We start from the raw sequence: 14,367 nt of genomic DNA on the forward strand, positions 1-14,367 counted from the left end.
CGGCGGATGTCTGACATGCCGCGCAAGGCGGTCTCCCGGACGGCCCGGCTGGCGGCCCTGCCGCTGAGCTTCGCCGGGCGGGCCACCCTCGGCCTGGGCAAGCGCCTGGGCGGGCGGCCCGCGGAGGAGGTGGCGGCCGAGCTCCAGGCCCAGACCGCGGAGCAGCTCTTCGCCACCCTCGGCAAGTTGAAGGGCGGTGCGATGAAGTTCGGGCAGGCCATGTCGGTCTTCGAGTCCGCCCTCCCGGAGGACGTCGCGGGCCCCTACCGGGCCGCGCTCACCAAGCTCCAGGAGTCCGCCCCGGCGATGCCGACCCGCACCGTGCACGCGGTGCTGGCCGCCGACCTCGGGGAGGACTGGGCCGACGGCTTCCGCTCCTTCTCCGACCAGCCGTCCGCCGCCGCCTCGATCGGCCAGGTGCACCGCGCCGTCTGGAAGGACGGGCGGGACGTCGCGGTCAAGATCCAGTACCCGGGCGCGGGCGACGCCCTGCTCAGCGACCTGAGCCAGCTCTCCCGGGTGGCCCGGATGCTGGGCCCGCTGATCCCGGGCGTGGACATCAAGCCGCTGATCGCCGAGCTGCGCGAGCGGGTCACCGAGGAGCTGGACTACGGGCTGGAGGCGGAGTCCCAGCAGCTGCACGCCCAGGAGTTCGCCGGGGACGCCGACATCGTGGTGCCCCGGGTGGTGGCCCAGTCCGGGCGGGTGCTGGTCACCGAGTGGCTGGAGGGCAAGCCGCTCTCCCAGGTCGTCTCGGACGGCACCCGGGCCGAGCGAGACCGGGCCGGGCAGCTGCTCGCCCGCTTCCTGTTCGCCGGTCCGAGCCGCACCGGCCTGCTGCACGCCGACCCGCACCCCGGCAACTTCCGGCTGGTCAAGACCGGCCGCACCGCCGCGAGTTGGAAGCTGGGCGTGCTCGACTTCGGCACCGTCGACCGCCTCCCCGGCGGTCTGCCCCGCACGATCGGCACCTCACTGCGGCTGGCCCTGGCCGGGGACGCCGGGGCGGTGTACGACCTGCTCAGGCAGGAGAACTTCGTCCGTCCCGGCATCTCGCTCGACCCGGACGCGGTGCTCGACTACCTGCTCCCGATCATCGAGCCCACCCGCGCCGAGCAGTTCACCTTCAGCCGCCCGTGGATGCGCACCCAGGCCGCCCGGATCGCCGACCCGCGCTCCCCCGCCTACAACCTCGGCAAGCAGCTCAACCTCCCGCCCTCCTACCTGCTGATCCACCGCGTCACCCTCTCCACCATCGGCGTCCTGTGCCAGCTCGGCGCCACCGTCCGCCTGCACGAGGAGCTGCTCCGCTGGCTGCCCGGCTTCGCCGGACCGGGGAACGAGCCGGAGACGGGGCCGGAAGCCGACTGAGCCGGGGCCCGGGCACCCGCGCCTCCGGACGCCCGGAGGCGCGGGTGCCCGGGCCCCGGCCGACGCTCGCGGGCGGCGGGTTCGCGGGCGGTCAGGCCCGTTCGGCGGGGAGCGGGGTGGCGGCGGGCCAGGCGGTGCGGGCGCGGGCGGCCAGGGTGGCGCAGAAGCGGCCGAAGACCGGGAGGGCGGTGTCGGCATCGGCGAGTTCGGCGACCACCCGCAGGCGGTGCAGGAGGCGGCGGCGGGCGGTGGCGTTGCCCCAGGTCCAGTCGCCGTGGTGGAGGCGGGACAGGTGGTCGGCGGTGCCGCGTTCGGCCTTGGGGACGAGGGCGTCGCCGCGCAGCAGCCAGCCGGCGCAGGCGTCGGCGAGTTCGGCGGGGGTGGCGGCCTCGGTGCCGGTGGCCGCGCGCCAGGCGGTGCGGTAGGCGGCCTCGGCCTCGGCCAGCACGGCGGCGGGCGGGGCGGTGGAGCACCAGCAGGTGGGGAAGCCGATCCGCAGGTAGGCGAACTCGACGGCGCCCGGGCCGAGCGCGGACTGCTCGAAGTCGACGAACCGGACGCCGTCGGCGGTGTGCAGGTCGTTGCCGGGGCAGGGGTCGCCGTGCAGCAGCGCGTGCCGGACGGGGGTGGCGCAGAGCCGGTCGAGCAGTGCCTCGGCCTCGGCGCGGGCGCCGGGCGGGGCCGGGACGTCGAGGATCCGGGCCAGGGCGATGAAGCAGCCGAGGTCGCGCCCGGTCGGGCCGGTCCAGGCGGGCAGGTCGGTGGCGGGGGCCGTCCCGGCGAGGTCCTGGAGGTCGGCGGGGGCGCTGGCGTGCAGCCCGGCCAGCGCGGTGGCGTACTCGCGCTGCCAGTCGGGGCCCGGGGTGCGGTCCTCCAGGCGTTCCAGCACCAGCAGGCGGGCGGCCGGGTCGGCGCCGAGCAGGGCGGGCGCCACCGGGCGGCCGGGCCGGCCGGGCCGGGCGGCGAGGGAGAGCCCGGCCGCCTCGCGGGCGTAACGGCCGTCGGCCCCGGGCGAGTCGACCAACTGCTTGACCACCACGGGGCGGCCGGAGAGCTCGGCCCGCCAGACCCGGGAGCGCGGGCTGCTGACCAGGCGGCGGACCTTGCGCGGCGGGCCGAGTTCGGCGCGCAGCCGCTCGCCGAGCGGGAGGGAGGACCACATGGGGGCCATCCTTGCACGACCCGTTCGAGTGGCGAACAGCAGTACGGAACCCTGGAGTTGGACGCCCGACACCCGGGCCCGGCGGGGGCCCCGGGAGCCGCAGAAGCCCCGGAGGCGGCGGGAACGCGCCGACGGCCGGCTCCCCGGGGGCGGGGAGTCGGCCGTCGGCGTTCAGGGGTGGGTCACCGGCGGGGCCTCGCGGCCGGCCGGCGGGGTGGAGCGTCCGTCACATCAGGGCGACGGCGAGGGCCTTGCGGGCGCGCAGCGAGGCACGTTCGGCCCGGCGGCGCAACCGCGCCGCGCGCAGCACCCGCAGGCCGAGGCGTTGCTCCTCGGCCTCGTGGAGGCGTTGCTGCATATGCGCGCGCGCCAGGGATTCTTGGAGGAGATTCATCTCGAGGGTCCTGTTCTGGATCTGAAGTTCGGTGGTCTGCTCGGAGCGGACGGTCGGATCGATGCCGGCGGGGTTCATGTGGTGGTCCTGCTCGTGGTGCGTGGTCGGGAAGGGACGGGTCAGTTCTGCGTCGGCCTTGGCGGCCGCGATGCGTACCGAGTGGCGCAGAGCGGTGTCCAGCGGGGGCTGCTCTCCCCTGCGGACGGCTCCGGTGCCGCTGCGGTCGGCCCTGGCTGCGGGGTTCACGCCATGACCTCGGTCTTGCGCGGACGGCCACGCGGGCGCTTCCGGGCGACGACGACGCCCTGCACGAAGAGCTCGCCGCCCCAGACGCCCCAGGGCTCGCGGCGCTCCAGGGCACCGGTGAGACAGGCGGCCTTGACGGGGCAGGTGCCACACAGCGACTTGGCGTACTCGACGTCCGCGGGGGTCTCCGCGAAGAAGACCTCCGGGTCGAAGGCCCGGCACGGGATGGGGAGCCCGAGCGAGTCAGCCTCGTCGATGGCGGTGAGCTGCATGAGTGTTACCTCCGGGGGGTGGGCCTGGTCGGCCTTGACGGTCTTGTCGGTCGGTACGGACGGGAGGGGCGGCGGTGTGATGACCGTGGACACTGTGGGCGTCTTCCTCGTCTTCGATGTGGATCCGGCCGTTCCGTGGTGCGGAGCGGTCCGGAGGCCCCGGGGGGCCTGGGTGGTCTTGCGTACCGGACAAAACAGAAGGGCCGCGGAACCCGGTTGCTGGGTTTCCGCGGCCCTGGAGGCACCGCCCGTGACTGGTTCAGTCAGGGTCGTTCGCTCCAGGGTCCAGGCCCGCGAAAAGCCTGCTTCCGGCCGGCCTCGGCGCCGTGGACGGCGGCTTCGGCCAGGGAGATCTGCTGGTCCTGCTTGTTGCTTCCGGCACCGATGACCGCGGCATAGCGCCCATGCAGGGCCTCTGCCACTACTGCCTTCGGTGCCTTGGTCGGTCGCTCGTCGGACAGCGAAATGCCGCCGCCGAACGTCGCCCAGTCACGGGAGAGACCTGCCTCGACACGGGTGGCCACAGCATTGCCGAGATCACTGACAAGGCAGTGCTCGGACAGCAGGACTCCGGCGTCGCCGCCGGCCGTGCCGAGACCCAGACCCGAAGCGCTGACGCGCGAGGGCATGGCGAGGGTGGTCATCAGGTCGGTCACTTTGGTGATCATCTTGGTCTCCACTGAACTCGCCTCCTCTCGGCGTCTCGCGGCACCCGGTCGCCCGGGCTCCGATATCTGGTTGATGGTCAGTGCACGCAGAAACAAGCCCTCTGCGAGCTTCGCGGCCTCGTCCCCTTGACCGCTCCGGCAGGCTATTGCGCCGTCCATGCGGCGCGCAAACTATTTTTCCGGCGAGTTCTCAGCCTGGTTCTCAGCTTCGCCCTCGGACGGGGCGGGCTCCGGTTCGCGGTCGGTCTCCCCCACCGGCTCCGGACTCTCCCCCGCACACAACAAGAGCACGTCGGAGCCGTACTTGTCCAGCTTCATGGCGCCCACTCCGGAGATCCGGGACAGCTCCGCGAGGCTGCCCGGCACGTCCTCCGCGATGGCCGTCAGGGTGGCGTCGGTGAACACCACGTAGGCCGGGGCGCCCTGCTCCCTGGCCTTGACCGAGCGCCACTCGCGCAGCCGCTCGTAGAGCGCCTCGTCCATCGTGGACGGGCAGCCCTCGCAGCGGCGGAGCTTGCGCTCGACGGCGTCGGTCAGGGTGCGCTCGCAGACCCGGCACTTGACCGGGCCGCGCGCCCGGCGCGCGGCGGAGCGCTCCGCGCCCGGCTCGACGCCCCCGCGCCCGCCCCGGGTGCGCGCGCCGGGGCCGGAGGAGCCGGGGCGCAGGCCGTCCAGGAAGCGGGTGGGCTTGCGGGAGGCGCGGCCGCCCGGGGAGCGGGAGAGCGACCAGGAGAGGGTCAGGAAGCGGCGGGCCCGGGTGACGCCGACGTAGAGCAGCCGGCGCTCCTCCTCGACCTGCTCGTCGGTCTTGGCGTAGATGATCGGCAGCGTGCCCTCGCTCAGGCCGACCAGGAACACCGCGTCCCACTCCAGGCCCTTGGCGGCGTGCAGCGAGGCGAGGGTGACGCCCTCGACGGCGGGGGCGTGCTGGGCGGCGGCCCGGGCGTCCAGCTCGGCGACGTAGGCGGCGAGGTCGGCCGGGGCCCCGGCGGACCGGCGGGCGGCCTCGAACTCCTCGGCGAGGCGGACCAGCGCGTTCAGCGACTCCCAGCGCTCGCGGACGGCGCCGGAGCCGGCCGGCGGGACGGCCGCGAAGCCGCGGGTGGCGAGCACCGCGCGGACCTGGGCGGCGAGGTCGGGCGCGCCGGAGGTCAGCGGGTCGTCGGCGGCCCGGGCGGCGCCCTTGAGCAGCACGCCGGCCTCGCGGACCTCGGGGCGCTCGAAGAACCGCTCGGCGCCCTTGAGCTGGTAGGCGATGCCGAGGTCGGCGAGGGCCTGCTCGTACACCTCGGACTGGCCGTTGGTGCGGAACAGCACGGCGACCTCGCTGGCCCGGACGCCGGTGCCGAGCAGGTCGCGGATCAGGCGGGCGGTGGACTCGGCCTCGGTCGGCTCGTCCGGGTACTCGCGGTAGACCGGCTCGGGGCCGGCCTCGCGCTGGGAGACCAGCTCCAGCCGGTGCTGGGCGGCCTGGCCGCGGGCCTGCGCGAGCAGCCCGTTGGCCAGGTGGACCACCTGCGGGGTGGAGCGGTAGTCCCGGACCAGCTTGACCACGGTGGCCTCGGGGTGCCGGTGCCGGAAGTTCAGCAGGTGGTCGGGGGTGGCGCCGGTGAAGGAGTAGATGGTCTGGCTGGCGTCGCCCACGACGCAGAGGCTGGCGCCGCCGTCGGAGCCCGTCCACTGCTCCAGCAGGCGCTGCTGGAGCGGGGAGACGTCCTGGTACTCGTCGACGGTGAAGTGCCGGTACTGGGAGCGGACCTGGTCGGCGATCTCCGGCCGGTCCTCCAGGACGGCGGCGGTGAGCAGCAGCACGTCCTCGAAGTCGATCAGGCGGCGCTGCTGCTTGGCGTGCTCGTAGGCGGCGTAGACCCGGGCGATCTCCGCCGGGTCGCGCGGGGCCTCGCGGCCGGACTTGGCGAGGGCGGCCGGGTAGTCGTCGGGGACGACCTGGGTGACCTTGGCCCACTCGACCTCGGCGGTCAGGTCGCGCAGTTCGGTGCGCTGGACGCGCAGGCCGCTGCGGCCGGCCGCCTCGGCGACCAGCTGGACCTTGCGCTCCAGCAGCCGGGGGAACTCGCCGCCGATGGCCCGCGGCCAGAAGTACTGGAGCTGGCGCAGGGCGGCCGAGTGGAAGGTGCGGGCCTGCACGCCGTCGGCGCCGAGCTGGCGCAGCCGGCCGCGCATCTCGCCGGCCGCGCGGGCGGTGAAGGTGACGGCGAGGACCTGCGCGGGGTGGTAGACGCCGCTGCGCACGCCGTAGGCGATCCGGTGGGTGATGGCGCGGGTCTTGCCGGTGCCGGCGCCGGCCAGCACGCAGACCGGGCCGTGCAGGGCGGTGGCCACGGCGCGCTGCTCGGGGTCGAGCCCGGCCAGCACCGCGTCCGCCCCGGCGGGGGCGTGGCCGTACTGCGGGTGGGGGCCGTCGAGCCCGAGGAGGTCTTCCTGCATGCCCTCCATCCTCGCAGGCGGGCCGGACAGTTCGGACGGGGTTGTCCACAGGCGGTCCGAGGTGGTCGGATCGTCACACCGTCACCCGCCCCGGAATGGGCCGGGGCCGCCGGACGTTGCACCGGGCGGCCGTCCGGCCACCGTCCGGCCACCGTCCGTCGACCGAAGGAGTCCCCCGCCATGTCCGGCACCGTCACGATGTACAGCACGACCTGGTGCGGCTACTGCAACCGCCTCAAGAGCCAGCTGGACCGCGAGGGCATCGCCTACACCGAGGTCAACATCGAGCAGGACCCGGCCTCGGCGTCCTACGTGGAGTCGGTGAACGACGGCAACCAGACGGTGCCGACGGTCGTGGTGGTCTCCGCCTCCGGGGAGCAGAGCGTGATGACCAACCCGAGCCTGCGGCAGGTCCAGTCCGCGCTGGCCTGATCGAATTCGGTCCCGATCCGATCATTACCGGTCCAATCCCGGTCGTCGGCGGTCGAATTCCGGCTGAATGTCAACCGGGGCCCGGTCGAATTCCGCCGGAGTTCCGACCGGTACTGATCGGAATTCCGGCCCGGCGGCCGGAACGGCGCGGGCCGGCATTCCGCCGCGGCACGCCGGGCGGCCGGACCGGGGCGGCGCCCGGCTGCCGGTTCAGCCGCCCGCCGCGGTGTCGCCGAGCTCGTAGAGCAGCCGGGCCCGGTCGGCCGCGTAGCGGGTCTCCACCACCCGGATCGGGCCGCGCCGGTCGCTGCTGATCCGGGTGTTGACCAGCAGCGGCACGCCCGGGCCGAGGCCGAACCAGGCGGCCTCGGCCGGGTCGGGCATCCGGGCGGTGAGGTGGTCGGTGGCGGAGGTCTCGGTCCGGCCGAGCTGCGCCAGTATCCGCTCGTCGCCGCCGGGGACGGGCCGGTCCTGCATCAGCGGGGTGCCGGCGGCCAGCCCGGCCCGGTAGTGGCTCTCCTCGATGGCGTAGGGCTCCTGGTCGACCCGGCAGAGCTGACGGCGCATCATCACGGTGTCCTCGGGGCGCAGTCCGAGCCAGGCGGCGACGTCCCGGCGGGCCCGGACGGCGGCCACCTCGAAGTCCACGGTGAGCTGCCGCCCGGCGGCGGCGGCCTCGGCGGCGTACACCTCGCCGCTGGGGGTGAGCGGTTCGCGGCGGGCCTGCCGGGGCGGGCGGGCGTGCACCCGGTGGTCGTGCCGGGAGGGCTCGCGCAGGTAGGTGCCCTTGCCCTGGACGCGCACCACCCGGCCCTCGTTGACCAGCACGTCCACGGCCAGCCGGACGGTGTTGCGGGCCACCCCGTACTGCGCCTCCAGCTCGGTCTCGACCGGGAGGCGGCCGCCGCCCTCCCACTCGCCGGACTCGATGCGCCGGCGCAGGTCGGTGGCGAGCTGCTGGTACTTGGGCGCGGGGGCGGCGCGGCGGTGGATCGTCACGCGAGTGAATGTAGCCAGTGGGCTCGCGCGGTTTCAGCGGAATGCGACAACCGTGCCGGGGAACGGAGTTCGGGAAACCCCGCCGGAACGTTCCGGGTGCGCCCGAACCATTCCGGCCGACCGGTCGCGGCCCCCCGGTGGACGCACGACGGGGGCGTACGGATCTCTCCGTACGCCCCCGTCGTGCGGGAACCACCGGCACCGGGCGCCGGGCGTCACCAGCGGGCGGCCGCCGGCAGCGGTTCGCCGTACCAGAGTTCGACCAGGTACCGGGCGATCGAGATGCCGGACGGCGGCAGGATCTCCCCGGCGGCCATCCCGGCCCGCAGTTCCTCCCGGGTGAACCAGCGGGCCTCGGACAGCTCCTCGCCGTCCACGGTGATCCCGGTGCCCCCGGGCAGCGCCCGGCCGAGGAAGCCGAGCATCAGGCTGGACGGGAACGGCCAGGGCTGGCTGGCCACGTACTCGACCTCGCCGACCCGGACCCCGGCCTCCTCCAGCACCTCGCGGACCACCGCCTGCTCGATCGACTCGCCGGGCTCGACGAACCCGGCCAGCGTGGACCAGCGGCCCTCCGGCCAGAGCGCCTGGCGGCCCAGCAGGCAGCGGTCCTCGGGGTCGGTGATCAGCATGATCACCGCCGGGTCGGTGCGCGGGTAGTGCTCGGCCGCGCAGGAGGTGCAGCGGCGCAGGTGGCCGGCCCCGGCCTTCTCGGTGCGGTGGCCGCAGCGGGAGCAGAAGGAGTGCAGCCGGTGCCAGTGCTCCAGGGCGACGGCGTGCACCAGCAGCCCGGAGTCCCGGTCGGAGAGGGCGCTGCCGACCTCGCGCAGGCCGGCCGGGCGGGCGTCGCCGTCGAGCCGGCCGGGCAGCGACTCGCAGTCCAGCGCGAAGTAGTGGGTGCCGTCCTCGTCGGTGCCCAGGAAGTACCGGTCGCCGGTCACCGGGGCCTCGAAGGAGGGCAGCAGCACCAGTTCGGTGCGGTCCGCGGTGTCGACCACGAACGCCTCGCCGCCGGCGATCGGCAGCACCCGGGTGCTGGGGTGGCTCCAGGCCGCGGCCAGCCACGGCTCGTCCAGCCGGCGGTGCGCCGCCCGGTCCACCCCGGCCCGGGCCAGCGCGAGGTGCTTGGTGTCGGGTGCGCTGCTCAACTCGTCCATCCCCGTTCGCTTCGCTTCAGTACGGCAGGTGCGGCAGGTGCGGGGCGCGTCGTCACGGTCGGAAGTTCTCCGCGAGGTCGCCCCACAGGTGGGCGGAGGTCTCGACGCCCTTGCGCAGCAGGTCGAGCTCCACCTTCTCGTTGATCGAGTGCCAGCCGTCCGAGGGGACCGAGATGCCGAGGAAGAGCACCGGCGCTCTCAGCACGTCCTGGAGGTCGGCGGCCGGGCCGGAGCCCCCCTCGCGGGTGAACAGGATCTTCTGCTCGAAGGCCCGCTCCATCGCCCGGACGGTGGACCGGAGCGCCGGGTGGTCCAGCGGCGTCAGGCAGGGGCGGGTCGCGCCGGGGAAGACGATCTCGTACCGGATTCCCGCCGGGACCCGCTCGGAAACCCAGGCCGCGACGGACTCCCGGACCTTCTCCACCTCCTGCCCGGCGACCAGCCGGAAGGAGAGCTTCAGGTGCGCCTCGGCCGGGACGATGGTCTTGCCGCCGGGTCCGGTGTAGCCGCCCCAGATGCCGTTGACCTCGGCGGTCGGCCGGGCCCAGACCCGCTCCAGGGTGGTGTAGCCGGCCTCGCCCAGGGTGCCGTGCGACTTGGCGACCTCCAGCCACCGCTGCTCGTCGAAGGGCAGTTCGGCGAAGAGCGCCCGCTCCTGGTCGGTGAGTTCGACGACGCCGTCGTAGAAGCCGGGCACCGCGACCCTGCGGTCGGCGTCGTGCAGGCCGGCGGCGAGTTCGGCGGCCACCGCGGCCGGGTTGGGGACGGCGCCGCCGAAGGAGCCGGAGTGGATGTCGCTGTCCGGGCCGTACAGGTCGATCTGGCAGTCGGCCAGGCCGCGCATGCCGGTGCAGACGGTCGGGGTGGTCTCGGACCACATCCCGGTGTCGGAGATGATCACCACGTCGGCGGCCAGCCGCCCGGCCTCGCGGCGCACCAGGGCGGCGAAGTTCGGCGAGCCGGACTCCTCCTCGCCCTCGACCAGCAGCTTGAGGTTGACCGCGGGCGCGGTGCGGCCGGTGGCGGCCAGGTGGGCGCGCACGCCCAGGGTGTGGAAGAAGACCTGGCCCTTGTCGTCGGCGGCGCCGCGCGCGTACAGCCGGCGGCCGACCACGGTGGGCTCGAACGGGTCGGTGTCCCAGCCGTCCTCGCGGGCGGCGGGCTGGACGTCGTGGTGGCCGTAGACCAGCACGGTCGGCGCGCCCTCCTCGCCGGAGGGCCACTCGGCGAACACCGCCGGCAGCCCGTCCGTCTCCCACACCTCGGCGACCGGGAAACCGGTCGCCCGCAGCTTCTCGGCCAGCCACTCGGCGGAGCGGCGGACCTCGCCCGCCCGGTCCGGGTCGGCGGAGACCGAGGGGATGCGCAGCCAGTCGGCGAGGTCGGCCAGGAAGGCGTCCTCGTGCCGGTCGATGTAGGAGCGGACGGCGCTGTCCGGGGTTTTCGTCATACGGACGACTTTAGTTCGCCCGGACGGGTGCGTGCCCACGGCCTCCCCCGGCCGTGAGCACGGTCACCCGCCCCGGTCCCCGCACCGCGGCCCCCGCCGCGGTCCGCCCGGCCCCACCGCGGCCCCCGCCGCGGCCCCGGGGCCGGTCCACCCGCGCCCGGCTCACCCGGCCCGGCGGGTCAGCCCGATCCGGGAGCGGGTGAGCACCGCGGCCAGCAGCACCGCGACCAGCGGCAGGCCGATCAGCAGCCCGGCCAGGTTCGCCCACGGGACCGCGATGACCGGGTCCTCGTGGCCGGCCGGCACTCCGTTGACCCAGACCGTCGAGTTGCGGGCCTCCAGCAGCCGCAGGGCCAGGGCCGGGACGGCGCCGCAGACCAGGCCGAGCACCGCCCCCATCGCGGCGATCACCCCGCACTGGAAGCCGGACAGCCGCCGCCGGATGCCGCCGGACGCGCCGACCGCGGCCAGCGTGGCCAGGTCCTGCTGGGAGTCGGCGGCGGCCAGGCCGGTGGCGATGCCGGCCGCGCCGAGGGCGACCAGGCCGGCGAAGCCGGTCAGGCCGAGGGTCAGGACGTCGGTCTCGGGCTTGAAGCCCTGCTCGACGGTCAGGTAGGCGTTGCCGTCGAGCTTGGAGAGGTCGGCGGTGGCCTTCTGGACGCTCTTGTCGGACAGCGTCCCGGCGGGCTTCCACAGCGAGCCGGCCCCGCGCACGCCCAGTCCGGCCTTCTGCGCGGCCTGCGGGCTCAGCACCGTCACCGCGAACGGGAGGGACGCGTGCACCTCCACCGCGTCGACGGCGACGTCCCGCTGCTTGCCCTGGTAGTCCCCGGCGTCGGTCTGCGCCTGGGTGGGCTGCTCCTCGGCGCGCAGGTACAGCTTGCCGTCGGTGACGAAGCCGGGCCGGAAGACCAGGGCCCTGCCCGCGGCCAGCGCCTGTTCGGCGGCCGGGTCGTGCACGTCGAGCAGGTTGTGCAGCAGGGCGGCGTCGCCGACCAGGGTGTCGCCGAAGAAGCTGGTCGGGTACTCGGGCTGACTGCGGTCGGCCACGCACCGGGGGTCGTCCTGGTACGCGCGGGCCTTGTCCGCGTCCTGGACGTCGTCGGCCGGGCAGCGCTTGTCCGGCGGCTTCACGGCCCGGACGTAGCCGCACTCGTAGCCGGTCGTGCAGTCGCCGGGCAGCGCGGTCATCTCCTGCACGTCGGCGCGCCGGCCGAGCCCGTCCAGGTGGGTCTCCACCGACTGGAGCAGCATCGGGAAGCGGGCGGGGTCGTCGGCCGGTCCGGAGGGCTGGTAGAGCGCGACCGCGCCGGACGGCAGGGTGGGCCGGTAGTCCTGGCGCTGCTTCTCGACGTCGCTGGCGTGGTAGATGCCGACCGCGACGGCGCCGGCCACGGCGGCCATCACGGCGGCCACGGCGGGCGCGGTGCGGCCGCGGTGGCGGACCGAGTCGCGCAGCGCGAGCCGGGGGCTGAGCGGCAGGTGGCGGCCGAGCCGCCCGAACAGGCCGATCAGCACCGGGGTGCACAGCAGCATGCCGAGTTCGGCGATCACCGAGCCGCCGAGCAGGCCGGCCACGACGGCGGTGTTGCCGATCGCGCAGAGCAGGGCCAGCGCGGTGCCGCCGGCCACCATCACCGCGCCGATCACGGCGACGGTCCGGTTGGCGGGCTTGCTGTCGCCGCGGCCGGTGAGGGCGGCGATGACGTCCTGCCGGGACGCCTGGACGGCGGGGACCACGGCCGCGAGCAGGCCGGTGACCAGGCCGATCAGGGCGACGCCGAGCAGGTCGAGGGGCTGCACGTCGAGGTGGCCGAAGCGCTGGCCGCCCAGGTGTTCGAGCTGTCCGCGGAGCAGGCCGACCAGGCCCACGCCGCCGAGCAGGCCGAGCACGGCGCCGCCGCTGCCCAGCACCGCGCCGCCGGCCAGCACCACCGCCCGGACGTGCGAGCGGTCGCCGCCGCCGGCCGCGAGCAGGCCGAGCTGGCGGCGCGAGCGGCGGGCGCCGACCGCGAACGCCGGTCCGGCCAGCAGCACGATCTCCAGCAGCGCCATGCCGGGCACCATGGCGGCGATCGCCAGCGCGCTCTTGCTGACGGCCGAGGAGGAGGACCGCTCGGCCGCGTAGTAGGGCACCTCGGAGCGGGCCGGCGGGTCCAGCAGGACGGCCCGGGAGACCACCGTGAAGCCGTGCTCGTTGAGTTCCCGCACCTTGGACCAGTCCACCCGGGCCCCGGCGGGCAGCTTGACCAGCCAGCTGCTGCCGTTGCGCACCCGGCCGCTGTCGCCGGCCGTCGGGTCGGCCTGCGCGATCGGGGCGAACACCGCGCCGGGGCGGCCGTACAGCATGTTCCGGTCCAGGTAGCCCGGGTCCTCGACGACGGCGGTGATGGTGTACGGCGTGGAGTCCAGGCCGTGGATCGCGGTGCGGTCGCCGACCCGCAGGTCGGAGCGGTCCAGGAAGCCCCGGGTGGCGGCGATCTGGTCGGGCCGGGTGGGGGCGGCGCCGGCCACCACGTTCAGCTTGCCCCGCCACACCGGGTCGGTCAGGTCGGCCTCGTCGAGGGTGACCTGCATCCGCCCTTCCCTGGTGGTGGTCGTGGTGCCGGTGTCGTTGCCGGTCGGCACCAGCACCGCGCCGGGCAGCAGTTCGGTGAGCAGCCGCGCCGGGTCGGTGTCGGCGCTGCGCTTCTGCGCGGCGGTCTGCGGCCGGTCCTTGTCGGGCACCTGGCTGACGGTGTTCTCGCCCGAGGGGTCCTGGAGGATGCTGCCGCCGCGCTGCGACATGGTGACGTACGCCTGGGCGGTGCCCATCTGCCGGGCGGCCTTCTCGGCCGGTTCGAGCTGGGCGCTGCGGGCGATCACGTCCACGCCGGCCACGCCGAGCACCGGCAGCGCGATCATCGCCAGCACCAGGGCGCTGCGGCCCTTGGCGCGGGCGGCGTCGCGGCGGGCGATCCGCAGGGCGGCGCGCCAGGCGGTCAGCTTCACCGCTGTCCGTCCTTCCGGGCGTTGGTGGCGGCGGTGACCAGCAGGCTGCCGGCGTCCTGCCGGGCGGTCTCGTCGACCAGCAGGCCGTCGCGCAGGAACACCACCCGGTCCGCCCAGGCGGCGTGCCGGGCCTCGTGGGTGACCATCATGGCGGCGGCGCCGGCGTCGCAGCGGGCGCGCAGCACGGCGAGCACGGACTCGCCGGTGGTGGAGTCCAGGGCGCCGGTGGGCTCGTCGGCGAGCACCAGGCGGCGGTCGCCGATCAGGGCGCGGGCGATGGCGACGCGCTGCTGCTGGCCGCCGGACATGTCGTCGGGGAAGCGGTCGGCGAGTTCGGCGATGCCGAGTTCCTCGAGCGCGGTGAGCGCCTCCCGGCGGGCGGCGCGGACGGAGACCCCGTCCAGTTCCCGGGGCAGCGCGATGTTCTCGGCGGCGGTGAGCGCGGGGATCAGGTTGTAGTCCTGGAACACGTAGCCCACCGAGCGGCGGCGGACGGCGGCCAGCTTCTTGCGGTCCAGGTCGCCCAGGACGGTGCCCTCGACGACCACCCGGCCGCCGGTGGGGCTGTCCAGGCCGCCGGCCAGGGTCAGCAGGGTGGACTTGCCGGAGCCGGAGGGGCCCATCACGGCGACCAGTTCGCCGGGGTAGACCCGCAGGTCGACGGCGCGCAGCGCGTGCACCTGGGCCGCGCCCTGGCCGTGCGTCCGGCTGACCTGGTCGAGGTGCAGCACGGGCTCGGCCGGCTTGAGTTGTTCGGTCATCACTCCCCCAGGAGGT

The 14,367-nt window shown here is 75.0% G+C and carries 12 protein-coding genes; 2 read left to right on the forward strand and 10 right to left on the reverse strand.

The window, feature by feature from the left end; all coding sequences use genetic code 11:
* The first annotated feature begins 6 nt into the window (after positions 1 to 6).
* The gene (locus ACIP60_RS09775; protein ID WP_400681976.1) at positions 7 to 1,371 is read left to right on the forward strand and encodes an ABC1 kinase family protein; all 1,365 of its coding nucleotides are present in this window, start codon (positions 7 to 9) and stop codon (positions 1,369 to 1,371) included.
* A 91-nt stretch (positions 1,372 to 1,462) separates the two neighbouring features.
* Here ACIP60_RS09775 and ACIP60_RS09780 read toward each other — a convergent pair whose 3' ends face one another.
* The 5 genes from ACIP60_RS09780 to ACIP60_RS09800 all read right to left on the reverse strand — a co-directional run bounded on the left by ACIP60_RS09780 (position 1,463) and on the right by ACIP60_RS09800 (position 6,561).
* Complete coding sequence (locus ACIP60_RS09780) at positions 1,463 to 2,533, reverse strand: aminoglycoside phosphotransferase family protein (RefSeq protein ID WP_400681979.1); 1,071 nt, start codon at positions 2,531 to 2,533, stop codon at positions 1,463 to 1,465.
* A 226-nt stretch (positions 2,534 to 2,759) separates the two neighbouring features.
* Entirely contained in the window at positions 2,760 to 3,005 is a 246-nt protein-coding gene (locus tag ACIP60_RS09785) for a hypothetical protein (RefSeq protein WP_030459980.1), read from the reverse strand.
* A 164-nt stretch (positions 3,006 to 3,169) separates the two neighbouring features.
* A complete protein-coding gene (locus ACIP60_RS09790) occupies positions 3,170 to 3,538 on the reverse strand; it encodes a WhiB family transcriptional regulator (protein WP_100836442.1) in 369 nt (122 codons plus the stop codon).
* A 170-nt stretch (positions 3,539 to 3,708) separates the two neighbouring features.
* Entirely contained in the window at positions 3,709 to 4,125 is a 417-nt protein-coding gene (locus ACIP60_RS09795) for a hypothetical protein (RefSeq protein WP_400681980.1), read from the reverse strand.
* Positions 4,126 to 4,284: 159 nt separating this feature from the next.
* Positions 4,285 to 6,561, reverse strand: a complete 2,277-nt coding sequence (locus tag ACIP60_RS09800; RefSeq protein ID WP_400681982.1) for an ATP-dependent DNA helicase UvrD2 — start codon at positions 6,559 to 6,561, stop codon at positions 4,285 to 4,287.
* Positions 6,562 to 6,741: 180 nt separating this feature from the next.
* Here ACIP60_RS09800 and ACIP60_RS09805 point away from each other — a divergent pair, with 180 nt between their 5' ends.
* The gene (locus ACIP60_RS09805) at positions 6,742 to 6,993 is read left to right on the forward strand and encodes a mycoredoxin (RefSeq protein ID WP_111554167.1); all 252 of its coding nucleotides are present in this window, start codon (positions 6,742 to 6,744) and stop codon (positions 6,991 to 6,993) included.
* 210 nt (positions 6,994 to 7,203) lie between these two features.
* Here the strand turns inward: ACIP60_RS09805 and ACIP60_RS09810 are convergent, their stop codons facing one another.
* The 5 genes from ACIP60_RS09810 to ACIP60_RS09830 form a co-directional block, all read right to left on the reverse strand.
* On the reverse strand, positions 7,204 to 7,992 hold the full coding sequence (locus tag ACIP60_RS09810; protein WP_400681985.1) for a GntR family transcriptional regulator: 789 nt from the start codon (positions 7,990 to 7,992) through the stop codon (positions 7,204 to 7,206).
* Between the two features lie 215 nt (positions 7,993 to 8,207).
* Complete coding sequence (gene nudC, locus ACIP60_RS09815; RefSeq protein WP_400681986.1) at positions 8,208 to 9,149, reverse strand: NAD(+) diphosphatase; 942 nt, start codon at positions 9,147 to 9,149, stop codon at positions 8,208 to 8,210.
* A gap of 52 nt (positions 9,150 to 9,201) precedes the next feature.
* Positions 9,202 to 10,599 carry a dipeptidase gene (locus tag ACIP60_RS09820; RefSeq protein ID WP_400681988.1) on the reverse strand — a complete coding sequence of 466 codons (1,398 nt, stop codon included), beginning with the start codon at positions 10,597 to 10,599 and terminating at the stop codon, positions 9,202 to 9,204.
* Positions 10,600 to 10,761: 162 nt separating this feature from the next.
* Entirely contained in the window at positions 10,762 to 13,590 is a 2,829-nt protein-coding gene (locus ACIP60_RS09825; protein ID WP_400681991.1) for an FtsX-like permease family protein, read from the reverse strand.
* On the reverse strand, positions 13,587 to 14,351 hold the full coding sequence (locus tag ACIP60_RS09830) for an ABC transporter ATP-binding protein (protein WP_400681994.1): 765 nt from the start codon (positions 14,349 to 14,351) through the stop codon (positions 13,587 to 13,589). The genes ACIP60_RS09825 and ACIP60_RS09830 overlap by 4 nt, the downstream gene beginning before the upstream one ends.
* Positions 14,352 to 14,367: the final 16 nt, after the last annotated feature.

The sequence above is a fragment of the Kitasatospora sp. NPDC088783 genome (genome assembly GCF_044750705.1).
Lineage (GTDB): Bacteria > Actinomycetota > Actinomycetes > Streptomycetales > Streptomycetaceae > Kitasatospora > Kitasatospora fiedleri.

Coding starts and splice junctions, on each gene's coding strand:
- ACIP60_RS09805 (WP_111554167.1), top strand. CDS start 6,742: ATGTCCGGCACCGTCACGATGTACAGCACGACCTGGTGCGGCTACTGC.
- ACIP60_RS09780 (WP_400681979.1), bottom strand. CDS start 2,533: ATGTGGTCCTCCCTCCCGCTCGGCGAGCGGCTGCGCGCCGAACTCGGC.
- nudC (WP_400681986.1), bottom strand. CDS start 9,149: ATGGACGAGTTGAGCAGCGCACCCGACACCAAGCACCTCGCGCTGGCC.
- ACIP60_RS09830 (WP_400681994.1), bottom strand. CDS start 14,351: ATGACCGAACAACTCAAGCCGGCCGAGCCCGTGCTGCACCTCGACCAG.
- ACIP60_RS09775 (WP_400681976.1), top strand. CDS start 7: ATGTCTGACATGCCGCGCAAGGCGGTCTCCCGGACGGCCCGGCTGGCG.
- ACIP60_RS09785 (WP_030459980.1), bottom strand. CDS start 3,005: ATGAACCCCGCCGGCATCGATCCGACCGTCCGCTCCGAGCAGACCACC.
- ACIP60_RS09820 (WP_400681988.1), bottom strand. CDS start 10,599: ATGACGAAAACCCCGGACAGCGCCGTCCGCTCCTACATCGACCGGCAC.
- ACIP60_RS09800 (WP_400681982.1), bottom strand. CDS start 6,561: ATGCAGGAAGACCTCCTCGGGCTCGACGGCCCCCACCCGCAGTACGGC.